Source organism: Enterobacter sp. MGH 37, from assembly GCF_000534515.1.
GTDB classification, from domain to species: domain Bacteria; phylum Pseudomonadota; class Gammaproteobacteria; order Enterobacterales; family Enterobacteriaceae; genus Enterobacter; species Enterobacter kobei.
Genome location: NZ_KI973205.1, coordinates 1,383,734 through 1,406,322 on the forward strand (window position 1 = coordinate 1,383,734; position 22,589 = coordinate 1,406,322).

Genomic DNA, 22,589 nt, shown 5'->3' on the forward strand with positions numbered 1-22,589 from the left:
AGTGTCGGGTGGCGCTTCGCTTACCCGACCTACAAAATCGACCTACAAAAAAAGGGACCCTTCGGTCCCTTTTTCACAGCTTATTTCTTATCAGGTAACGCGTATGCGATAACGTAATCACCGCGATCCGGTGACTGGCGAGCGCCCCCGGCGTTAATGATGATGTACTGTTTACCGGTTTTCGGTGAGACGTAAGTCATCGGGCCGGACTGGCTGCCAACCGGCAGTCGGTCTTTCCAGATCTCTTTTCCGGTGGCGGTATCAAACGCACGCAGGTAGAAATCCTGAGTACCGGCGAAGAACAGCAGGCCGGACTGGGTTGAGAGCGACGCGCCCAGCGTTGGCATCCCGATTGGGATAGGCATGTGCATGCGAATGCCCAGAGGGCCGGTGTCTTCCACCGTACCGACAGGCACCTGCCACACCAGTTTGCCGGATTTCAGATCGACCGCGGACATGGTGCCGAACGGCGGTTTCTGGCACGGAATGCCAAGCGGTGACAGGAAACGTTCACGCATTGCGCCGAACGGCGTGCCGTCCATCGGGACGATGCCCATCTCAATGCCGCTGGCGTCTTTCGCCACGTTAGCGCGCGGCACCATGTAGTTTGCCAGTCCGAGGCGCATATCGTTGACGAACATCAGGCTGTTGTTCGGGTCAACCGAGACGCTGCCCCAGTTCATTCCGCCCAGCGAGCCAGGGAACTGCAGGGAACGGTCAAGACCCGGCGGGGTGAAGACGCCCTGATGACGCATCTCTTTAAACTGAATACGGCACAGCAGCAGGTCGACAGGCGTCGCGCCCCACATGTCGGATTCAGTCAGCGTCTGGTTGCCAATCATCGGCATGCCGACGGAATACGGCTGGGTGGGTGAGTAGCGTTCACCTTCAACGTTACCAGCCGGTACCGGACGCTCTTCTACCTTCGCGACAGGCTTACCGGTTTCGCGGTTGAGCATAAAGATCATGCCCTGCTTGCTGGTCTGCACCAGTACAGGCGTGGTGCCGCCTTTGCCGTCAGGCAGGTCGTACAGCAGCGGCTGGGAAGGCAGGTCGAAGTCCCACAGATCGTGGTGGGTGGTCTGGAAATGCCAGCGCACCTGGCCGGTGGTGGCATCAACGGCGACGATAGAAGAGCTGTATTTATCGTCCAGCGCGGTACGCTCACCCGCCCAGAAATCCGGGGTGGCGTTGCCGGTTGGCAGATAAATCAGGTTCAGTTTGGCGTCGTAAGACATGGCCGACCAGACATTTGGCGTACCGCGGGTGTAGGTCTGTCCTTCCGGCGGCAGGCCGGTCAGGTTCGGGTTACCCGGATCCCACGCCCAGGCCAGCTTACCGGTGTGAACGTCATACGCACGTACCACGCCCGGGGGTTCGCCGGTGGAGAAGTTATCCGCGACGCGACCGCCGACGACGACCACGTTCCCGGCGACCAGCGGCGTGGAGGTCTGCTGATAATATCCCGGCTTGATCTCACCCATACCGATGCTCAGATCCACGGTGCCGTGGTCGCCAAAATCTTCGCAGACCTTGCCGTTATCCGCATTGATGGCAATCAGGCGGGCATCGGTGGTCGGCAGGAACAGACGGCGAGGGCATGCGGCAGGCTGCGCGGTTTCCTGTGACGTTGTCACGTTCTGGTGGTCTTCAAAATAGCCCAGACCGCGGCAGCGCTGCCAGTTAGGCGCGCTGGCTTTAGAATCGTAGCGCCATTTTTCTTTCCCGGAGTCCACGTCCAGCGCCAGCACTTTACTGTACGGGGTACAAACGTACAGCGTATCGCCAATCTGTAAAGGCGTGTTCTGGTCTTCCGCGCCAGAGCCGTTGCTCTGTGGAATATCGCCGGTATGGGCAACCCAGGCGACTTTCAGTTCGCTGACGTTTTGCTTGTTAATTTGATCCAGTGCGGCGAAGCGGTCACCGTGTGTGGTGTTGCCCCAGTGCGCCCAGTTCTTTTGCTGCTCACCGGGTGCGACGGGTTTAACCGGAACGGGTTCATTCGCCGCCACGAGAGTCTGGGGCTTAAACATCCAGCCAAGGCTAACCAGCATCGCCACGGCCAGGACCGCCGCAACGCCAAAAGCAGGCGCCTTGTTGGGGGAATTGTGGTTTGCTCCACGCAGGTAAGGCCAGACGATGGCACAAAGGAAAGCCAGTATGGCGAAGGTAAACAGGCGGGAGAAGAGCGGCCAGAAATCCCAGCCCGCATCGCTTACCGCCCAGACCAGCGAGGCAATAAACGCGATGCTGTAAAGGACAATCCCGCTGGTGCGATTGAGGAAAATCAGGATCGCGGCAATCACCATTACCACGCCCATTATCAGGAAGTAACAACTTCCGCCCACGGTGGCGAGCTTAAACCCCAGCCCGCCGACGGCCAGACCGATGAGCAACATCAGTCCGGCAAGAAGCCACTGCAGGATACGCGGTATCCCACGTGGCGCGCTGCCAAATGCCATTTCTGTCTCCTTAGATCCCGCCGCTATGCCGGGTGTACCAGTTGGGTAATAAAATCGGCGGGAATAATGATTAATACGGGTGAATTCATCTTTATCAAAAGATTTATGAACCATTTGGTGAATTCGTGGCTATGATAAAACTGTTAAATTGTTTTACGCAATTGTTAATGAATCATTCCGCATTATTTGATTAGCGCACAGGACAGATCCCTCGCCCCGTTGGGGAGAGGGTTAGGGTGAAGGGAAGAATTCACACCGGCATGGATTTACGGATGGCGCTCAGCAGCGTCTGCGCACCCGTTGAGAGCGGCGTGTCTACGCGGGTTAAAATGCCGATAGGTTCACCGGCACCCGGGGCGGTCACCGGCAGAGCGGTCAGGGTTCCCTGACGCAAATCATCTTTTACCGCACCGGAGGGAACGAACCAGACGTAGTCATAATCGAGGGTGAGCTGGCGTGACAGCGATGCCGACAGCGTTTCGATACACCCTGAGGGTAGCGTACATCCCTGCATTTGCAGCAAGTTTTCGGCGGCCTGGCGCGGGACGGTGCCTTTCGGGCAGACCACCACGGGCCATTCCATGACGCGGCTTAACGTCACGGTATCCTGCAGTAAAGGATGGTCGGGACGCACCACCAGCTTCAGGGATTCCAGAAACAGCAGTTCGTAATTGAGACCGCCCATCAGTTCAGGGTCAGACATACGACCGATACCCAGATCCAGTTCCCCCGATTTGAGCCCCGCGAGCAGCATGGTGTTATTCATGGTGGCAACCTGAATCGTGGTATGCCGTTGCTGCTTGTGGAATTGACCAATCACGGGCGGCAAAATGCCCAGCGCCGCGGTAGGCAAGGCACCCACACGTACCACGTCACTGGTGTGCTCTTCTTTTCTGTGCAGGGACTGGCCTGCGGTGTTGAGCGCATCCAGCACCTTAACGGCGTGCGTCAGGAATTGTTCACCCACAAGGGTAAGCTGTGCGCCCAACCGACCGCGATCGAAAAGACGGGCGCCGGTGAGCTGTTCCAGCTCGTTAAGGGTTTTTGAGAGCGCAGGCTGGCTCAGATTAAGGGTTTCAGCCGCTCGCCCCAGCGTTCCCTGTTGAGCGACGGCCACAAATGTATGCAAATGGCGCAAGCGTATGCGCTGACTGAACAGACCATTTTTTTCCATAGGCGATGTTAAAAACAGAGCGATGCGGGTGACAAGTTAAGTTGTTTAATTTTGATAACCTGATAGCAAAATATTTTTAACATTTGATCTGTTTGAGTTACAACATGTTTTTCGGGAGGGGCTGCAGGCGAACGTCCTTGTTCATTTATTGCTCATTGCCGAGGGGTTACATCAGTAACCCATTAGATGACGCCATCCCCGCCGTCAGAACACCATACCTGACCGGACGTATAGGAACACGCATCCGAGGCCAGCGTGACGTACAGCGGAGCAATTTCTACCGGCTGACCCGGACGCCCCAGTGGCGTATCGCCGCCAAACTCCTTCACTTTTTCCATTGGCTGACCGCCGCTTGACTGCAGTACCGTCCAGTACGGTCCAGGCGCCACCGCGTTGACGCGAATGCCTTTTGGGCCCAGCTGTTTGGCTAAGGATTTAGTAAATACGGCCAGACAGGCTTTCGTCTGGGCGTAGTCCAGCAGCACGGGGCTGGGCTTCACTGCCTGAACCGAGGAGGTGTTAATGATAACGGACGACGCCTTCAGATGGCGCAGCGCCGCCTTGGTGATCCAGAAGGGGGCATAAACGTTGGTTTTAAACGTCGCGTCAAAGTCTTCGGTGGTGAGCTCTTCCAGAGACTCCCGGTACTGCTGACGGCCCGCGTTATTGATCAGAATATCCAGGCCACCCAGCTTCGAGACGGCTTCCTCGACCAGATTCTGACAGAAGGTTTCATCCCGGATATCCCCCGGCAGCGCGATGGCTTTGCGTCCTTCCGCTTTGATCAGCGCGATCACCTCTGCGGCGTCTTTTTCCTCTTCAGGCAAATAGTTGATGGCAACGTCAGCCCCTTCACGGGCATAGGCGATAGCCACCGCGCGACCTATCCCGGAGTCACCCCCGGTGATCAGCGCTTTTTTGCCGGTAAGGCGGCCATGCCCTTTGTAGCTTTTTTCCCCATGATCGGGTACAGGTTGCATCTCTGATGCCAGTCCCGGCGGCGTTTGCGGCTGTTCCGGGAACGGGGGTTGCGGGTAAGCGTTCGTACGTTGTGTAGTATCACTCATAGCTGACTCCTTAAGCCAAGGGGTGAGATTTGATGGATAGTTGCAGCGTTAACGCTTCGCTGAATTATTTCTGCAAACGATCAACACGGACGACGGCAGGAGATGATTTTTTATCAAGCGAACCGTTGATACTGATCATCTGGTCGGGTTTTACCGTTCTGCCGTCGAAGACTGCCTGGGGAATAATAACGTCGATTTTTCCGGTTTTATCCTGGAATACAAACTTATCGCCGCTACCGTCAATAAGATTACCGCGTAATGAAATTGTCGCACCGTCATGCATTTGTTTTGCCTGATCGATGGTCATAATACGCGCATCATCGGTTCCACGATATCCGCTATCCAGCGCGTGAGGCGGGGGCGGCGCGTCACCTTTTTGTAACCCGCCGTTATTATCTGCCCATGCTGATGGAACCAAAAATATCAAAAAAGCGGAAATAAGTGATAATTTCATCTGATATCCTTCATTTTTAGGTGTCTTGACTTATTAAGTATTGTTGCTATTCCTTTATGTGGCAAATGTGATAAGTCTTAAAAACAATCTCTTTTGAAATCAAAACACTCATAAAATAAGCGAAACGGTGACGACAACAATGAAGCGTGAAAATGAAAAGTTACCCGGGATAGATGAGAGTTATCGCTTGCTCAGGTTTGAATATGCATTTCGCCAGGTGGGTTTTGTGCTGCTTTTAGGTATTATCATCGCAGCGATGGCCGGTCTGTTTTCCAGCGGCATGGTGAGCGACACGTCCAGGACCAATTCTGCTAAATCTCTGACCATTCACTATGAACGCTTTGGCCGTCGGGAGACCGAGTCAAGGATGCAATTTACGTTTCCGGTGAAAACGGCGGGTCACTTCACGCTCAGCATCACCAGCGAGCGCAGCGACGTTTACGAACCCGGCAGCGTCTGGCCACAGCCGGACAGAATGTATAGCCGTGGGAAAACCCTCTATTTCGTCTATGACACGCTCCAGAATTCAGACAGGTTCTCCGTGTTGTACTTCACGACCCCGACCCGGGCCGGTAAGTGGAATACTGTCATCCGTGCAAACAACGAGCCGGAGATCACCGTCTGGCAATTTATTTACCCGTAGGAGGCTGATATGGATATGGTCTTTCGTGCGCTGGCGATTTATCTGTTTCTCGTGGTGGTATTTAAAGTGGCGGGGCGACGCGCGCTGCTACAGATGACCAGCTTTGATCTTATTCTACTGTTAATTATTAGTGAAGCCACGCAGCAGGCGCTTCTGGGGCAGGACTTTTCTGTCACCGGGGCGATGATAACGATTACCACGCTGGTGGTGGTGGATATTCTCTTTGGGTTGATGAAGAAATATTTTTCCCCGGTGGAAAATATTCTGGATGGTAATCCCGTCATTCTTGTCGAGAATGGCGTGCCGTTAGCGGATAAACTTAAAAAAGTCGACGTATCCTGTGATGATATTCTGGTGTCAGCGCGTCAGAATAATGGCATTACAAAAATGAGTGAAATCAAATATGCCATATTCGAACGTAATGGGCATATTTCAATCATTCCTTTTGAGAAAAAAGAGGCGGCAAAATGAGCAATCTGTTTCACGACGATCATTATACCGTAAGTGAATTAACGAAAAAGCTGGCGAGTAAATTAACCGATGCCGGGCTGCGCTTAACCACGGCGGAATCCTGTACGGGGGGAAAGCTCTCGGTCGCGTTGTGCGCAGAAGAGAACACCGCCGATTTTTATGATGTCGGGCTGGTGGTGTTCAGCGATGAAGCAAAAGCGCGGATCCTCGGCGTGCGTTCTGAAACGCTGGCGCGCTATACCGCCGTCAGCGAACCGACGGTGGGCGAGATGGCCGCCAGTATCCGCGATATGGCCCAGGCGGATATCAGCATTGCCATCAGCGGATACGCAGGCCCTGAAGGGGGCGACGATGGGACGGCGGCAGGGACGGTCTGCTTTGGCTGGAATATTTGCGGCGAGACGAAAACCCGGACCGTTCTTTTCTCCGGTGACTGTCAGGACGTGGTGGAAAAAGCGGTGCATTTTGCGCTGGCTGAACTGGTAACAACCTTGTCGGACGACAATATCGGGTAAATTCACGTGGAGGTTGTATGGCTGTCATAGTGATTACTGGCGGGACGGCGGGCGTGGGAAAAGCCACGGCACTGCACTTTGCAAAGGCGGGCTACGATGTGGGACTTATCGCCCGCGATGAAGCCAGCCTGCACTCCACTCAGGAGGAATTAAAGCGCTTTGGGGTCAATGCCCACGCGGTGCAGGCGGACGTCGCCGACAGTCAGGCGGTGGTGGATGCGGCTAACGAGATTGAGTATCGCCTTGGGGCGATTGACGTGTGGGTTAACAATGCCATGGGCGCCGTGCTGGCACCGTTTCGCACCCTTACGCCGGATGAGTTTCGTCGTGTGACTGACGTGACCTACCTCGGCTTTGTCAACGGCACTCGCGCCGCGCTGGAGCTGATGGTGCCCCGCGACAGAGGCGTGATTATCCAGGTGGGATCCGCGCTGGCCTACCGTTCCATTCCTTTGCAGTCCGCTTACTGTGGCGCCAAAGCGGCGATCCGCGGCTTCACCGATGCGGTGCGTACCGAACTGATGCATGAAAACAGCCGGGTTCAGCTTTCGATGGTTCAGATGCCGGGGCTTAACACGCCGCAGTTCGAATGGGCGAGGAATAAGTTCGCCTGGGCGATGCGCCCGGTGCCACCGGTTTTTGAGCCCGAAGTCGCCGCCCGCGCCATCTTTAAGGTTGCACAAAAACCGGTACGGGAACTGTGGGTGGGAAGCAGCACGATTCAGTCGATCGTCGGGCAATTTCTTTTCCCGGGTTTACTTGACCGGCTGATGGTTAAAAAAGCCTGGGAAGGTCAGATGACCGACGATCTGAACGCACCGGATCGCCGGGACTATCTTGACCAGCCGGTTAATGATCTGCACAAAATCCATGGCCGTTTTACAGACGAGGCGAAGAACCGAGCCCCGTCCGTCACCTCCGGTATGCCTGGCAAGGTGGCACTGGGCGCCCTCGCGGTGGCGGGGATTATGCTGACCCGCCTGATAATTCGAGGGAGAAGATAATCAGCGCAGCGCGCTACGGTGGGTCCAGAACCAGCGGTAACCGTAGCCGCCAAGAGTGAGCTCGACGGTTTTGCCGCACACCAGCGCGTCGTCGTAGCGTTTGTCCGCGAGACAGGCGGTCCAGGTGGCATTGCGGATCCCTTTTGCGGCGAACTTCACCGGCTGGTCGCTGAAGTTGACGAAGGTCAGGATGCTGCGTTCATCGGTCTCGTAATACAGCCCCAGTACCGCGTCGTGATCGAGGGTAATGAGACGAAAGGGCGCAACGGCAATTTCGGGGAACTCTGAGCGGGTATTGGCAATATCCATGATTCGATGCAGAAGCGAGTTGCGGTGAAGCAGCGAATCAGCGACGTTGATTTTCTGATAGCGATACGGGCCGCGATCGATGATGGGGGCAATAAATTTTTCCGGGTTGGCCGCGGAAAAACCGCCCCCCGCCGATCCGGCCCACTGCATGGGCGTACGAACGGCGTAACGCTCTTCCAGTTCCAGGTCGTCGCCCATGCCGATCTCATCCCCGTAGCGCATCACCGGGACACCCGGCAGGGAAAAGAGCACGGCGTGACAGAACGCCAGCTGCTTGTGATCGCCATTCAGCATCGGCGCCAGGCGGCGGCGGATCCCGCGCTGATAGACGTTCATCTCTTCGTCAGGGGCGAAGGTATCAAGGACAAACTGCTTATCTTTCTGACTAATGCCCTCCAGATCCAGCTCGTCATGATTGCGCAGCCAGTTGGCAAAACAGCATGAGTCGGGCGGGACGATCATCTTTTTCACCGCATTACGCAGCGGACGGGCGCTTTTCCTCGCCAGGCTGACGTAGAAATACTTATTGAGCCAGAAATTGAGCACCAGATTCAGGCGATCGTTATTGCCGAAGTAGTCTTTATACGTCTTGACGTCGACGTCGACTTCACCCAGCAGGATAGCGTCTGGATTACGTTGCTCAATAAGACGGCGCATATGCTCCAGGATCCACAGCCCCTTTTTTTCGTCACCGTTTCCTGCCTGTCTGGTGAGGTGGGTGGCGGCGTCCAGGCGAAAGCCCGACACCCCCAGCTTAAGCCAGAACAGAATGATGTTCTCAATCTCTTTAAGTACCGCAGGCGAGGTCAGGTTCAGATCCGGCTCATGGCGATAAAACATATGCCGGTAGTACTGTCCCGCCTCGTCGTCCCAGCTCCAGACGCTCTTTTCCACGCCGGGAAACATTGGGGGCGTGTCGTCATCGTCGTTGTCCGACCAGAGGTAGTAATCACGATAGGGGGATGCCGGGTTTCGGCGGGCCTGCTGGAACCACGGATGCGCGTCTGAGGTATGCTGGATCAGCAGCTCAATAATGACCTGCATGCCCAGCTCCCGGGCCTGTTCGATAAAGGCGATGATATCGGCCAGTTTACCGAAGCGCGGATCCACCTGCAGATGGTCGCTAACGTCGTAGCCTTCGTCCAGAAAGGGGGTGAGGTAAAATGGGGTGATCCAGATAACCGTCGCGCCCATGCGGCGGATATAACGCAGCTTGGCCGCAATTCCGGCGATGTCTCCACAACCATCGCCGTTCATATCATAAAACAGTGCGGTATCAATTTGATAAATAATGGCCCGTGTATGCCAGTCTGTCATAGCGTTCCTCAGTGATAGCCTTCAGTATCCGACACTTTGCCCCGGAAGACGTAGTAGCTCCAGGCGGTGTACACCAGAATCACCGGAATGATCAGCAGGGTGCCGACCAGCATAAATAGCTGGCTGGCGGGCGGTGCCGCGGCTTCCCACAGGGTGATATGGGGCGGAATAATGTTTGGCCACAGGCTGATACCCAGGCCGCTAAAACCGAGGAAGATCAGCCCCAGCGTGAGCAGGAACGGACGCGAATGGCTGGCCGGGTTGCGGGTCAGCCGCCAGATCAACACCGTAAACAGCCCTACCAGCAGGGGAACCGGCAGGAACCAGAAGAAGTTGGGCAAGGTAAACCAGCGGTCGGCCACGTACTGCCAGCCAAGCGGCGTCCAGACGCTGACCACCGCAATAACCACCACCAGTGCCAGCAGCACGTGGCGCGTCAGCTCGCGCATGCGGTTTTGCAGTGCGCCTTCACTTTTCATTATGAGCCAGGTGGTCCCCAGCAGCGTATAGGCAACGACCAGCCCGATGCCACAGAAAAGATTGAAGGGCGTCAGCCAGTCAAGCGCAGAGCCGACAAAGCGCCGGCCTTCCACGTCAAAGCCATTGATCACTGCCCCTACGACGATCCCCTGGCTGAAGGTGGCGAGCAAGGACCCGCCTGCGAAGGAGTAGTCCCAGAATTTGCGGTGTGAGGGCGTCGCTTTAAAACGGAACTCAAAGGCGACGCCGCGAAAGATGAGGCCGATGAGCATGGCGGTGAGGGGGATAGTCAACGCATCAATAATCACCGCGTAGGCCAGCGGAAACGCGCCGAACAATCCCGCGCCGCCGAGTACCAGCCAGGTTTCGTTACCGTCCCACACCGGGGCCACGCTATTAACCATCACATCGCGTTCCCTGGCATCGCCCACGAAGTTGAACAGCAGACCGATGCCCAAATCAAAGCCATCCATAATGATGTACATCAGCGTGGCAAAGACGATGATGGCAAACCAGATAACAGCGATATCAACGCCCATCAGATTCTCTCCTGTTCTGAAACGGACTCCGCGGCAGACAGCGGACGGGCGGGAGTCCCCGACGTGTTTGACGTCAGCGTATCGACGGGCTGCGGACCTTTCTTAATCAACCTGATGAGGTAAACATACCCCACACCGAACACCGACGAGTAGACAACGAAGAAGGCCAGCAAGCTGATGCTCATTTGCAGAGTACTGTGCAGGGAGACCGCATCAATCGTGCGCAGATAACCGTAGACCACCCACGGTTGACGGCCCACTTCGGTGGTCACCCAGCCGGCGAGCAGCGCCAGCAGACCCGCTGGCCCCATGCAGAGTGCAAACCAGTGGAACGGGCGCGAGTGGAAAAGCCGGTGACGGTAGCGTAGCCAGAGGCTGAGCAGACCGAGGGTAATCATCAGCAGCCCCATCCCGACCATGATGCGGAACGACCAGAAAACGATGGTCGAGTTTGGGCGATCTTTTTTCGGGAAATCTTTCAGGGCCGGAACCTGTTTATCCAGGCTATGCGTCAGGATCAGGCTGCCGAGCGCGGGGATCTCGAGGCCGTATTTGGTGCGTTCCTCCTCCATATCCGGCAGGCCAAACAGCAGCAGTGGGGTGGCCTCGCCGGGCGGATTTTCCCAGTGTCCCTCAATGGCGGCGATTTTGGCGGGCTGATGCTCAAGCGTGTTCAGGCCGTGCATATCGCCCACAACAGCCTGGATGGGGGCGACCAGTAGCGCCATCCACATGGCCATCGAGAACATGGTCCGGATGGCGGGCGTATCGTTACCGCGCAGCAGGTGCCAGGCACCCGACGCGCCGACAAACAGCGCGCTGCTCAGAAACGCGGCAATAGCCATATGAATCAGGCGATAAGGGAAGGAGGGGTTAAAGACGATTGCCAGCCAGTCTTGCGGAATGACCTGTCCGTTCTCGATGGTGAACCCCTGCGGCGTATGCATCCAGCTGTTGGAGGCGAGGATCCAGAAGGTCGACATTAAGGTGCCGAGCGCGACCATGCAGGTGGAAAAGAAGTGCAGGCCCGGGCCAACCTTATTCCAGCCGAACATCATTACACCCAGGAAACCGGCTTCCAGGAAGAAAGCGGTTAAGACTTCATAGGTGAGGAGTGGACCGGTGATACTGCCCGCGAACTGTGAGAATCCGCTCCAGTTGGTGCCAAACTGGTACGCCATGACCAATCCGGAAACGACCCCCATACCGAAGTTAACGGCAAATATCTTTAGCCAGAAGTGATACAGCGATCGCCAGACGTCGTTTTTGGTGCGCAGCCACATCCCCTCCAGCACGACCAGATAGCTGGCGAGTCCGATGGTGATCGCGGGAAAAAGGATATGGAACGAGACGGTAAAAGCGAACTGAATTCTGGCCAGATGAAATGCATCGAGTTCGAACATGGTCCGTACCTCTGAAACGATGGGGCACGAGAATTGCCGGGCAGTTTATGGCTGCCCGGCAAAACCGATTACGGTTTAGTCTTACCGGCACCCAGCTCGGCACCGGTCAGCGGGTCGGAATGTGGATCGGACTTCGTACGGGCAGACATCGCCTTGACCAGGGTTGCCTGTTCGGTTGTGAGCGTGACGCTTGCGCTGCCATCGCCGCCGTCAACCGCAGGCTGGGGGGACTCAACGTAATCGAAATGTTTATCGCTGTTCCAGCTTCCGCGAACCTCTCCACCTTCAGACATATTGTAGTACTTGTTGGTGAATTCCTCGATTGGCGGCAATTTTCCCGGCGGGAAATTATTACGGATAGACTGCAGCGCCTTCTCAAAGGAGAGCTGATGCGCCGCCTCGCGCGTCATCAGAAACGCCAGGGCATCCTTTACGCCGGGATCGTCGGTCACGTTGATCAGCCGTTCATAGATGATTTTCGCTCTGGCCTCTGCTGCCACGTTTGAGCGCAGGTCCGCCGTTGGCTCGCCGATGGTGTCCACGTAGGCCGCCGTCCAGGGCACGCCCGCAGAGTTAGTGAGCGGGGTGCCACCACCGTAGAGCAGGGAGGTAATATGGCTGTCATTGCCGTTTTCGGTCATGGACCGATACAGCTCGGCCTCGTTTTCCACCCCTTCCGCCAGCGCGCCTTTCGCGCCTTTATTCAGCATGCCCACCAGGGTACCGATGATTTCGAGGTGGCTTAACTCCTCGGTCGCGATATCCATCAGCATATCTTTACGGCCCGGATCGTCATCGCTCAATCCTTGCGTAAAGTACCGGCAGGCGGCAGCCAGTTCGCCCTGCGGCCCACCGAACTGTTCCAGTAAAAGATTGGCGAGGCCTGGGTTCGGTTCAGCAACGCGAACCGTATATTGCAGCTGTTTAACGTGTCGGAACATGGCGATTCTCCCTGATTATTTTTTTGCTTCGACGCCCGATGCGTCTGAACGCAGCAGGAACTGTTCCGTGGTCTGCGGAATATGACGAATCAACCAGTCGGCCATTTCGCGCTCTTCGGCGAGGATCGTTTCAATAGCGGGTATCGAGGCGGTATCGCCCGCTTTTTTCGCCGCCGCGAGCAGGGAGGTATAGCAGGCGATTTCAAACTGTTCGAAAACATAGCCGCTGATCGACCCCTTAACGATCTCATCAGACGGGAACATACCGCCGATGGACTGCCCCAGCGCCGCCATTTTGCTCATCGAGTCTTTTAAAACTGAACGAGAAATATCATTCCGGTCGAGGATTTCTTCCAGCAAGGTAATTTGCCGTTTTGTCTCATTAATATGCTGCTCAATTCTGGCGCGAACATCAGGATAATTATCAATACGGCTGGCCATGGATTCCAGCATAGATTCGGCTTGCTTTTCCATCGCATGGGCATCGCGTAGCCAGTCATGGTAGTGTTCTACGTGATTCATCATTGTATCCTCATTAGGGTTCGCTTATTTGGTCTCACTTTCAGCAGCCTGATCGGCACGCGCGGCACTGTAGCCAGACAAATGGCCGACAATATTAGCGTAGATGCTGATGATAATGACCCATAGTACGCTGCTCTTCCACCATATTACGGAAGGGATAGCGAGAATGAACCATATTATAGCTGCCGTTAAATGGCACCGTTTAATTGTCCTGGGACTGATGCTCATTTTATTTAACCTGTGTTATAGCGTCATTTTTGCGCTTTTTGGTTAATATTTCCTACGGCCAGATCGGTGAGTTTAAGGTCGGTCTCTTTTTCTTCTTCCAGTGTTTCTGCAAGAAGCTTAACGGCTTTTTTATAGCCAAGCTGCTCTGCCAGGGTGGCAAGGGTACCGTAGCTGGCTATTTCGTAATGCTCCACTTTTTGCGCAGCGGCAATTAATGCGGCATCACGGACTTCATTTTTTTCCGTGCTTTCGATGACTTCATTAGCTTCTTCAATTAAGCCTTCCATTGCGACGCATTTCATGCGCTTGAGCTTGATGCCGTCTTCCTGTTCCACGATCTGGTCGATACGTTCGATCTGACCTTGCGTCTCTTCAAGGTGTGCGGTAAAGGCGGCGCTCAGCTTCTCGCTGGAGGCGGCGCGGGCAAGTTTGCTTAACGCTCGGGTAAGCTGCTTTTCTGCGCTGTAGGTATCCGACAGAAGATGAATAAATACATCCTCTACACTTTTCATATTCATAATTATTACGCTCCGGTAAAATAAAGAAAGGGTACTGCGAGCTTTTCAGCCCGCAGCATGCTCTCTGGTTTTATTAAAAGAGTACTAAATAAGATCAGGAGTTATCAGATTTACGGCCTCCGCCGTGACTGTTCTGTCCCCCTTTCTTACCCGCTTCAGATGCGCGTTGCGGATCGTTTTTAAAATTACCACCGCTGTGCTGGCCACCTTTACGACCAGCTTCTGATGCTTTTTCACGGTCTTCAGCGAAATTACCGGAACCACCACGATGCTCTGCCATATTAAACCTCATAGTCATATATTGGTTATGTCAGTACGATACGAATATATTCCGTATCACTCGTCGTTCGAGTAATAACTCTAGTCGCTGTGCGGCATCCGTCAAATGCGTTTGGCTATTTGCGGTTGCGTTATTTTTAAATATTTGTAAATTTACGCTTCGCTTAAAAGGGAAATATGGATAGACAGGAAGGACTTGTAAACAACCATTCAGATTAATCCTAACTTCGAGCTAAAAATTTGAAAGCTGAGGATAAAAATAATGACGCCCTCAAATTGGTTGATTTGCAGTCAGGGAAAAATGAAAAATACTCCTTTATAGCTAGAAAGCGAAACCATAAATAATTATAAGGAAAATCCTGGATAAAAAGCGACAGGCGCGAAAGGGCGGTTTCGTTAAGGCTTGTTCAGAGGCCAGTCGCACACGGTTTGACCACTGTCGTCTTAAGATCACAAATCAGAAATCTTTCCCCCCGGAAGGAACGGGTTTCTCTACACTCCAGGTAATATTCACTGGAGGCATGACATCATGGCGAACACCATCACGGCTGATGACATTCGGGAACACTTTTCGCAGGCTATGTCGGCGATGTACCAGCAGGAAGTTCCGCAGTACGGCACGTTGCTCGAATTGGTCGCGGACGTAAACCTGGCGGTTCTGGAAAATAACCCACTATTACATGAACAACTGGCGAACGCCGATGAGCTTGCGCGTCTGAACGTGGAGCGCCACGGCGCGATCCGCGTCGGCACGGCGCAAGAGCTTTCCACCCTGCGTCGTATGTTTGCCATTATGGGCATGTATCCGGTCAGCTATTACGATCTCTCTCAGGCGGGGGTGCCGGTTCACTCAACGGCGTTTCGTCCGGTAGATGATGCGGCGCTGTGCCGGAATCCGTTTCGTATCTTTACCTCACTGCTGCGCCTTGAGCTGATTGAAAACGTCGCGCTGCGCGAACGTGCGGCGGAAATTCTGTCTCACCGAAACATCTTCACCCCGCGCTGTCTGGCGCTTCTTGATCTGTATGAATCGGAAGGGCAGTTTACCGTCGAGCAGGCGCAGGAGTTTGTGCAGGAAGCGCTGGAAACCTTCCGCTGGCACCGCCATGCGACGGTCGATCAGGAAACTTATCTGGCACTGCATAACGAACATCGCCTGATTGCGGATGTGGTCTGCTTCCCGGGGTGCCATATTAACCACCTCACGCCGCGCACGCTGGATATTGACCGGGTGCAGGAGCTGATGCCGAAGTATGGTATTGAGCCCAAAATTCTGATCGAAGGGCCGCCGCGTCGTGACGTGCCCGTTTTATTGCGTCAAACCAGCTTCAAGGCGCTTGAAGAGCCGGTGCTGTTTGCCGGTGAACATAAGGGCACCCACACCGCCCGCTTCGGTGAAATAGAACAGCGCGGCGTGGCGCTGACGCCGAAAGGCCGTGAACTGTACGATAGCCTGCTGGCTAAGGCCGGTACCGGCAAAGATAACCTGACGCACCAGCTTCATTTGCGTGAGATTTTCAGCGCCTTCCCGGACAGCGAGCTGTTAATGCGCCGCCAGGAACTGGCTTATTTCCGCTACCGTCTGACGCCCGCCGGGGAAGCCCATCGTCATGCGTTCCGTCCCGGCGACGATCCGCAGCCGCTGATTGAGCGCGGGTGGGTCGTTGCCCAGCCGATTACCTACGAAGATTTTCTTCCGGTCAGCGCCGCCGGGATTTTCCAGTCCAATCTCGGGAATGAAACTCAGGCGCGCAGTCACGGTAATGCCAGCCGCGACGCGTTTGAAGCCGCGCTCGGCTGCCCGGTGTATGACGAATTCTCCCTCTATGAGGAGGCTGAAACGCGCAGCAAACAGCGTTGCGGTTTGCTCTGAAACCGTTACTCTGCAGGGGTGTGATGGAAAAAATAAGGTCGTTATGCAAAATCCTTCCGCCCCTGTGGTTGAAACGCGCCAGGGCGCACTGACTGGTTTAACCGATGAAAATGTCCACCGCTGGTGCGGTATTCCCTATGCTGCACCGCCAGTGGGTGACTGGCGCTGGCGCTCACCGCGCCCACCAGAACGCTGGGATGGCGTTCGCGATGCCACTGCCTTTTCGGCCTCAAGCTGGCAAAGCAGTGAATATTGTCAGGAGCTGGGCGGGGGCGATCCCGGCCAGTTCTCTGAAGACTGTCTCTATCTGAATGTCTGGTCCCCCGTCGACCGCCCGGGATCGCTTCCGGTGATGGTCTGGCTGCACGGGGGCGGGTTTACGATTGGTGCCGGTGGCTTGCCTCCGTATCACGGCAAATCGCTGGCCGCGCGCGGTGTGGTTGTGGTCACGATTAACTACCGTCTCGGCCATCTCGGCTTTTTCGCCCATCCCGCGCTGGAGGGGGAAGAAGAGCGGGTAGTGCATAATTTTGCTCTGCTTGATCAGATTGCCGCGCTTGAATGGGTGCGGGAGAATATCACCGCGTTTGGGGGCGATCCGCATAACGTGACCCTGTTTGGTGAGTCCGCTGGCGCCCGCAGCGTACTGTCGTTGCTGGCCTCGCCGCTGGCGGAAGGGCTGTTCCACAAGGCGATAGTCCAGAGTGGATATACCTTGCCCGACACGCCGCGCCAGCAGGCGCTGCAAAAAGGGGAAGCACTGGCCGCCCATTTTGGGCTGGAAAACGCGACGGCAGAGCAGCTGCGCGCGATCCCGCCTGAGTCATTCTGGCCGCTGACCGCGCCACTCAACATCGCCCCGGCGCCGATCGTCGGGGATTGCGTCCTGCCGGAGGCCATGCTGGATGTCTTTTTCGCTGCCCGCCAGCACTCTGTGCCGGTGATGATAGGTTCTAACAGCGATGAAGCCAGCGTCATGGCGGTGTTTGGCATCGATCTCGCCGGGCAAATCCAGAAGCTTCGCCGGGAGCGTCGTTTTGGGCTGGGGCTCATCAAGCTGCTTTATCCGGGTGTGAAAGGCGACGAAGAGCTGGGCAGACAGGTGTGTCGCGATATGGCGTTTACCACCATGGGCTATGTCGTGATGCAGGCGCAGCAGCGTGTCGGCGGGCTTTGCTGGCGTTACTGGTTTGACTATGTCGCTGAAGCGGAGCATGCCACCTATATCAACGGCGCGTGGCATGGCAATGAAGTGCCCTACGTGTTCGATACCCTCGGCCAGGTGGAGCCTTCACGTCAGTATGTCAACGAACGGGATTTACAGTTTGCTGCCAGGGTAGCCGATTACTGGGTAAGCTTTGCGCGCGATGCCGGAACGCATGATAGCCTGTCGGGGCCGACGCACTGGCCCGCGTGCCGTAAAGGGCGGGACGTGCTGCTACGTATCGGTGTGAATAAACATGCAGGTTTCCGGCTTGAAAACCGCTTTATGCGCGCGCGCATGAGCCTCTTTAAACGGGTGATGAAGCACCACGTCAGCCTCGATTAAGTAAACAGGCGCGAAACGCCGCCAGACCATTTTCTTCGTCAGGCGTTTCGCGCAGCACCAGCCGGTAGCTCGCGCCGGTTTTTACGCTTGTCTCATAGGGCCGCATCAGCCTTCCGGCACCCACATCTTCTGCCACCAGCGTTTCGTCGGCAATGGCGACGCCCAGCCCCTGAATGGCGGCGGTAATGGCGAGATCCATCGTATCGAAGTGTTGATTTTTGTGCATAACAAACCCGGGACCTTCCTGCTTCGCCAGCCACAGTGACCAGTCGGTTTTATCCCGCGTCGGGTGAAGGAACGTTAGTGAACCCAGCGCTGTACCTGCCCGCACCGGGCTGATGACCGGCGTGAGCGCCTCTTCGAACAGCAGATCGCCTGCGCTCATATGCGTGCCAAACACAATGGCCGCGTCGTAAGATTCGGTTTTGAAATTGACGTTATGATCGGTGGTGGTCGTCAGCGCGATCTGCAGATCCGGATGCGCGTGCTCCACCTCCAGCAAGCGCGGTACCAGCCAGCGCATGGCGCAGGTGGGGGCCTTAAGCCGGATCACGGTATGCTGGCTACGTGCCTGGTCGGCCACGGTCAGCAGCTGTTCGAAAGTGGATTGCAGCTCCGGAAGCAGGGCGCTGCCCTGCGGTGAGAGGCGCAGCCCGCGGGCGTGGCGCTCAAACAGCGGAAAGCCAAACCACGCCTCAAGGGAGGCGATCTTACGGCTCACGGCCCCCTGGGTCAGACACAGCTCTGCGGCGGCATGGGTAAGATTCAGATGACGCGCGGTGACTAAAAATGCGTCGATGGCGTTAAGGGGGAGCGAACGGCGAGACATTGAAATACCTCAGCTATGCATTTTTCTCATGGCTATTATGACAACAATTCGATTGTCCCGGCAACGCACTTGTTGTTTGAATAGTTATGCAATGTCCATGAGAAGGGAAAGAGGATGACTTTACGAACGCCGGTACAAACGCGCTCCAAACTGCCAGATGTGGGGACCACCATTTTTACCGTTATCGGCCAGCTTTCGGCACAGCATAACGCCATTAACCTTTCTCAGGGCGCACCGAATTTTTCCTGTGACCCGAAACTGATTGCAGGCGTCACCCGAGCGATGGCGTCAGGGCATAACCAGTACGCGGCGATGACCGGCCTGCAGCCGCTGAAAGAACGCATTGCCGATAAAATTGCCACGCTCTACGGCACGCAGTATGACCCTGCCAGCGAGGTGCTGGTGACCGCCAGCGCCAGCGAAGGGCTCTATTCAGCGATAAGCGGTCTCGTGCACCCCGGTGATGAGGTGATCTACTTTGAACCGTCCTTTGACAGCTACGCGCCGATTGTCCGTCTGCAGGGGGCTACCCCGATTGCTATCAAACTCACGGTGCCGGATTTTGCCGTCAACTGGGATGAGGTGCGTGCCGCGATCACCCCGCGCACGCGCATGATCATCATTAACACGCCGCACAACCCGAGCGGTCAGGTCTTCTGTGCCAATGACCTGCAACAGCTGGCGGCGCTGACGCGCCAGACCGACATCATTATTTTGTCTGACGAAGTGTACGAACACGTGGTTTTTGACGGTGAACCGCATCATGGAATGGCCACGCACCCGCAGCTGGCGGAGCGCAGCGTGATTATTTCATCTTTCGGAAAAACCTATCACGTCACCGGCTGGCGCGTAGGGTATTGTGTCGCCCCGGCGGTACTGATGGATGAGATTTGTAAAGTCCATCAATTTTTAATGTTCTCTGCCGATACGCCAATGCAGCACGCCTTTGCGGAGCATATGGTCGATCCGCAAACCTGGCTCTCGCTGTCGGCGTTTTACCAGCGTAAGCGCGATCTGCTGCACGGTCTGCTGGCCGATTCGCCGTTTACCCTGCTACCGAGCGCCGGGTCGTTCTTCATGCTGGCGGATTACAGCGCGTTCAGCGATGAGCGCGACAGCGAGCTGGTGAAACGGCTGATCGTGGAGTACGGCGTTGCCACCATTCCGCTGTCGGCGTTTTATGCGGACGGTACGGATAATAAATTGATTCGTCTCTCTTTTGCGAAAGATGAGGCGACGTTACGGGCAGGTGCCCAGGCCCTGTGTCGGGTTAAATCACGCTGAGGAGTATAAGATGAAATTACGCGCGTTAGTCGTCGGCATGGGATTGCTGTGTACCTTTTCGTCCTTCGCGGCGACCGAGCTGCGTTATGGTCTGGAAGCGGAATATCCGCCGTTTGAAAGCCGTAATGCCTCAGGCGAACTGGAAGGGTTTGACGTTGAGCTGGGGAATGCCATTTGCAAAGCGGCAGCGCTGAAGTGCAGCTGGGTGGAAACCTCGTTTGACGCGCTGATCCCGGGCCTGGTGGCGAAGAAATTCGACGCCATTAATTCGGCGATGAATATCACCGAGCAGCGCCGCAAGAGCATTGATTTTACCCAGCCGATTTACCGCATTCCGTCGCAGCTGGTCGGCAAGGCCGGTACGGCGGTAGAAGCGACCCCAGAAGGGCTGAAGGGGAAAACCATTGGCGTGCTGCAGGGCTCAATTCAGGAAACCTATGCGAAAGAGCACTGGGAAAAGCAGGGTGTCACCGTGGTGTCTTATAAAGATCAGAATATGGCCTGGGGCGACCTGCTTAATGGCCGTATCGACGCCTCGCTGGTGATGTCCGCGGCCGGGCAGGCAGGTTTCCTCAGCAAGCCGCAGGGGAAAGGGTTTGGCTTCATCGGCAAACCGGTGTCTGACGACACTATCCTCGGGAGTGGGATCGGTTTTGGGTTGCGTAAAGGTGACGAGGCCACCAAAAAGCAGCTTGATGCCGCGATTGATAAAGTGCGTGCCGACGGCACGATCGCTAAACTCGCTGATAAGTACTTTCCAGGTATCGATGTCAGCGTAAAATAACCGCCTCATTTGCCCCGGCGATCGATGTCGCGTCGGGGCATTTTTCTACACATTTTCCAGGCTTTCTTTACACCACTTTCGGGCCGTTCTGGTCGACAGAAAATATTTCTCACTTTGTTCATATAATCACCGGCCAACAATTGGATTCTTAACCATTTTTGTTTAGGCTGTGCGTTCTTTCTTGCCGTCATTTCGCCGAGCGCGAAACACATTCACACGACCATAAGGACGTTTTTCCAGGCATGAATCGCAGACGTTTTCTAAAAGGCTCGCTGGCAGTGGCAGCCCTGAGCGGCACCTCTGGCCTTGCTTCCCTGTTTTCCAAAGCGGCATACGCTGCTGACTCTGACATCGCTGACGGTCAGAGCCGTCGTTTTGACTTCTCCGTACTGCAATCCATGGCGCATGACCTGGCGAAAACCCCTTGGGGTGGTGCGCCACGTCCGCTGCCGGACACGCTGGCCACCATGACGCCGCAGGCGTACAACGCCATCCGCTACGATGAGAAGCAGTCTCTGTGGAACAACATTGAAGGGCGTCAGCTGGACGTGCAGTTCTTCCATATGGGAATGGGGTTCCGCCGCCGCGTGCGGATGTTCTCGCTGGACCAGTCGACCTCTATGGCGCGTGAGATCCACTTCCGACCGGAGTTGTTCAGCTACGGTGAAACCGGTGTGGATACCAAACAGCTGGAAGGGCAAAGCGATCTTGGCTTTGCAGGCTTCCGCGCCTTTAAGGCGCCGGAACTGGCGCGTCGCGATATCGTCTCTTTCCTCGGCGCAAGCTATTTCCGTGCGGTTGACGATACCTACCAGTACGGCCTTTCCGCGCGCGGTCTGGCGGTAGACACCTTTACTGACACGCCGGAAGAGTTCCCGGACTTCACCTCCTTCTGGTTTGAAACCGTTAAGCCAGGTGACACCACGTTTACCGTCTATACGCTGCTGGACAGCCCGAGCATTACCGGTGCCTATAAGTTCGTGATCCACTGCGAGAAGAGCCAGGTGATCATGGAGGTGGAAAACCACCTCTATGCGCGTAAAGACATTAAACAGCTCGGCATCGCGCCGATGACCAGTATGTTCAGCTGCGGCAATAACGAACGACGCATGTGCGACACCATCCACCCGCAAATCCATGACTCAGACCGTCTGGCGATGTGGCGCGGCAACGGAGAGTGGATCTGCCGTCCGCTGAACAACCCGCAGAAGCTGCAGTTCAACGCCTATATGGACAAAAACCCAAAAGGGTTTGGTCTGCTGCAGCTGGATCGTGATTTCTCGCACTATCAGGACGTGATGGGCTGGTATAACAAGCGTCCAAGCCTGTGGGTAGAACCGCGCAACGACTGGGGTAAAGGCTCGGTTGGTCTGATGGAGATCCCGACCACCGGTGAAACGCTGGATAACGTGGTCTGCTTCTGGCAGCCGGAGAAAACGGTGAAAGCGGGCGACGAGCTGGACTTTAAATATCGCCTGTACTGGAGCGCAATGCCGCCGGTGCGTTCCCCGCTGGCTAATGTTTTCGCCACCCGCACCGGCATGGGCGGTTTCCCGGAAGGCTGGGCGCCAGGTGAAAATTACCCGAAAGTGTGGGCGCGCCGCTTTGCTATCGACTTTGTCGGTGGCGACCTGAAGGCCGCTGCTCCAAAAGGCATCGAGCCGGTGATTACTCTCTCCAGCGGTGAAGCGAAGCAGGTTGAGATCCTGTACGTAGAACCGTTTGACGGTTATCGCATTCTGTTTGACTGGTACCCAACCTCGGATTCGACCGAGCCGGTAGATATGCGCCTTTTCCTGCGCTGTCAGGGTGATGCCATCAGTGAAACCTGGCTGTATCAGTATTTCCCGCCAGCGCCGGATAAACGTCACTACGTTGATGACCGGATAATGCGTTAATCCTTGTGGGATTGTGCCGGGTAAGCGTTAGCGCCACCCGGCAATT

At 55.7% G+C, this 22,589-nt stretch carries 22 protein-coding genes; 9 read left to right on the forward strand and 13 right to left on the reverse strand.

Annotation, left to right across the window (positions count from 1 at the left end):
• Window positions 1–80: 80 nt before the first annotated feature.
• The 4 genes from L383_RS17100 to L383_RS17085 all read right to left on the reverse strand — a co-directional run bounded on the left by L383_RS17100 (window position 81) and on the right by L383_RS17085 (window position 5,157).
• Window positions 81–2,462 carry a glucose/quinate/shikimate family membrane-bound PQQ-dependent dehydrogenase gene (locus L383_RS17100; RefSeq protein ID WP_023330381.1) on the reverse strand — a complete coding sequence of 794 codons (2,382 nt, stop codon included), beginning with the start codon at window positions 2,460–2,462 and terminating at the stop codon, window positions 81–83.
• 250 nt (window positions 2,463–2,712) lie between these two features.
• Window positions 2,713–3,636 (reverse strand): LysR substrate-binding domain-containing protein, encoded by a 924-nt coding sequence (locus L383_RS17095; protein WP_014883781.1) that lies wholly within the window; start codon window positions 3,634–3,636, stop codon window positions 2,713–2,715.
• A gap of 182 nt (window positions 3,637–3,818) precedes the next feature.
• Window positions 3,819–4,703 (reverse strand): SDR family oxidoreductase, encoded by an 885-nt coding sequence (locus L383_RS17090; RefSeq protein ID WP_014883782.1) that lies wholly within the window; start codon window positions 4,701–4,703, stop codon window positions 3,819–3,821.
• Between the two features lie 64 nt (window positions 4,704–4,767).
• Window positions 4,768–5,157 (reverse strand): YdeI family stress tolerance OB fold protein, encoded by a 390-nt coding sequence (locus L383_RS17085; protein ID WP_014883783.1) that lies wholly within the window; start codon window positions 5,155–5,157, stop codon window positions 4,768–4,770.
• Window positions 5,158–5,296: 139 nt separating this feature from the next.
• On the opposite strand from L383_RS17085, the gene L383_RS17080 reads away from it, so the two are divergent.
• Genes L383_RS17080 through L383_RS17065 form a run of 4 tightly spaced genes read left to right on the forward strand, consistent with a single transcriptional unit; the run spans window position 5,297 to window position 7,790 of the window.
• Window positions 5,297–5,800, forward strand: a complete 504-nt coding sequence (locus L383_RS17080) for a hypothetical protein (RefSeq protein WP_023330382.1) — start codon at window positions 5,297–5,299, stop codon at window positions 5,798–5,800.
• Between the two features lie 9 nt (window positions 5,801–5,809).
• Window positions 5,810–6,271, forward strand: coding sequence for a DUF421 domain-containing protein (locus tag L383_RS17075; RefSeq protein WP_023330383.1), 462 nt, complete (start codon window positions 5,810–5,812; stop codon window positions 6,269–6,271).
• Window positions 6,268–6,786 carry a 2-oxo-tetronate isomerase gene (locus L383_RS17070; protein ID WP_014883786.1) on the forward strand — a complete coding sequence of 173 codons (519 nt, stop codon included), beginning with the start codon at window positions 6,268–6,270 and terminating at the stop codon, window positions 6,784–6,786. Before L383_RS17075 ends, L383_RS17070 begins: the two co-directional genes overlap by 4 nt.
• 17 nt (window positions 6,787–6,803) lie before the next feature.
• A complete protein-coding gene (locus L383_RS17065) occupies window positions 6,804–7,790 on the forward strand; it encodes an SDR family oxidoreductase (protein ID WP_014883787.1) in 987 nt (328 codons plus the stop codon).
• On the opposite strand, the gene L383_RS17060 is transcribed toward L383_RS17065, so the two are convergent.
• The 8 genes from L383_RS17060 to L383_RS17030 all read right to left on the reverse strand — a co-directional run bounded on the left by L383_RS17060 (window position 7,791) and on the right by L383_RS17030 (window position 14,327).
• Window positions 7,791–9,416: an alpha-amylase family protein gene (locus tag L383_RS17060; protein ID WP_023330384.1), complete on the reverse strand. Its 1,626-nt coding sequence runs from the start codon at window positions 9,414–9,416 to the stop codon at window positions 7,791–7,793.
• 8 nt (window positions 9,417–9,424) lie between these two features.
• Complete coding sequence (cydB, locus tag L383_RS17055) at window positions 9,425–10,435, reverse strand: cytochrome d ubiquinol oxidase subunit II (protein ID WP_014883788.1); 1,011 nt, start codon at window positions 10,433–10,435, stop codon at window positions 9,425–9,427.
• The gene (locus L383_RS17050) at window positions 10,435–11,838 is read right to left on the reverse strand and encodes a cytochrome ubiquinol oxidase subunit I (protein ID WP_023330385.1); all 1,404 of its coding nucleotides are present in this window, start codon (window positions 11,836–11,838) and stop codon (window positions 10,435–10,437) included. Before L383_RS17050 ends, cydB begins: the two co-directional genes overlap by 1 nt.
• 68 nt (window positions 11,839–11,906) lie before the next feature.
• The gene (locus L383_RS17045; RefSeq protein WP_008502274.1) at window positions 11,907–12,779 is read right to left on the reverse strand and encodes a manganese catalase family protein; all 873 of its coding nucleotides are present in this window, start codon (window positions 12,777–12,779) and stop codon (window positions 11,907–11,909) included.
• Window positions 12,780–12,794: 15 nt separating this feature from the next.
• On the reverse strand, window positions 12,795–13,301 hold the full coding sequence (locus L383_RS17040; protein WP_014883791.1) for a ferritin-like domain-containing protein: 507 nt from the start codon (window positions 13,299–13,301) through the stop codon (window positions 12,795–12,797).
• Between the two features lie 24 nt (window positions 13,302–13,325).
• On the reverse strand, window positions 13,326–13,529 hold the full coding sequence (locus L383_RS0123845; RefSeq protein ID WP_023335667.1) for a hypothetical protein: 204 nt from the start codon (window positions 13,527–13,529) through the stop codon (window positions 13,326–13,328).
• A 23-nt stretch (window positions 13,530–13,552) separates the two neighbouring features.
• Window positions 13,553–14,047, reverse strand: a complete 495-nt coding sequence (locus L383_RS17035) for a YciE/YciF ferroxidase family protein (RefSeq protein ID WP_008502272.1) — start codon at window positions 14,045–14,047, stop codon at window positions 13,553–13,555.
• Window positions 14,048–14,141: 94 nt separating this feature from the next.
• On the reverse strand, window positions 14,142–14,327 hold the full coding sequence (locus L383_RS17030) for a con-10 family general stress protein (RefSeq protein ID WP_004150795.1): 186 nt from the start codon (window positions 14,325–14,327) through the stop codon (window positions 14,142–14,144).
• A gap of 528 nt (window positions 14,328–14,855) precedes the next feature.
• Here L383_RS17030 and L383_RS17025 point away from each other — a divergent pair.
• Together L383_RS17025 and L383_RS17020 are read left to right on the forward strand one after the other, a co-directional pair.
• Window positions 14,856–16,199 carry a 2-oxoadipate dioxygenase/decarboxylase HglS gene (locus tag L383_RS17025; RefSeq protein WP_023330386.1) on the forward strand — a complete coding sequence of 448 codons (1,344 nt, stop codon included), beginning with the start codon at window positions 14,856–14,858 and terminating at the stop codon, window positions 16,197–16,199.
• Window positions 16,200–16,242: 43 nt separating this feature from the next.
• Window positions 16,243–17,748, forward strand: a complete 1,506-nt coding sequence (locus L383_RS17020) for a carboxylesterase/lipase family protein (RefSeq protein ID WP_023330387.1) — start codon at window positions 16,243–16,245, stop codon at window positions 17,746–17,748.
• Here L383_RS17020 and L383_RS17015 read toward each other — a convergent pair.
• A complete protein-coding gene (locus L383_RS17015; RefSeq protein ID WP_023330388.1) occupies window positions 17,735–18,577 on the reverse strand; it encodes a LysR family transcriptional regulator in 843 nt (280 codons plus the stop codon). The genes L383_RS17020 and L383_RS17015 overlap by 14 nt on opposite strands.
• A 114-nt stretch (window positions 18,578–18,691) precedes the next feature.
• Between L383_RS17015 and L383_RS17010 the strand changes: the two genes are divergently transcribed.
• From L383_RS17010 to L383_RS17000, 3 genes are all read left to right on the forward strand, one after another.
• A complete protein-coding gene (locus L383_RS17010) occupies window positions 18,692–19,861 on the forward strand; it encodes a pyridoxal phosphate-dependent aminotransferase (RefSeq protein ID WP_014883796.1) in 1,170 nt (389 codons plus the stop codon).
• 10 nt (window positions 19,862–19,871) lie between these two features.
• Window positions 19,872–20,645 (forward strand): transporter substrate-binding domain-containing protein, encoded by a 774-nt coding sequence (locus L383_RS17005; RefSeq protein ID WP_023330389.1) that lies wholly within the window; start codon window positions 19,872–19,874, stop codon window positions 20,643–20,645.
• A gap of 242 nt (window positions 20,646–20,887) precedes the next feature.
• On the forward strand, window positions 20,888–22,543 hold the full coding sequence (locus L383_RS17000; protein WP_023330390.1) for a glucan biosynthesis protein D: 1,656 nt from the start codon (window positions 20,888–20,890) through the stop codon (window positions 22,541–22,543).
• Window positions 22,544–22,589: the final 46 nt, after the last annotated feature.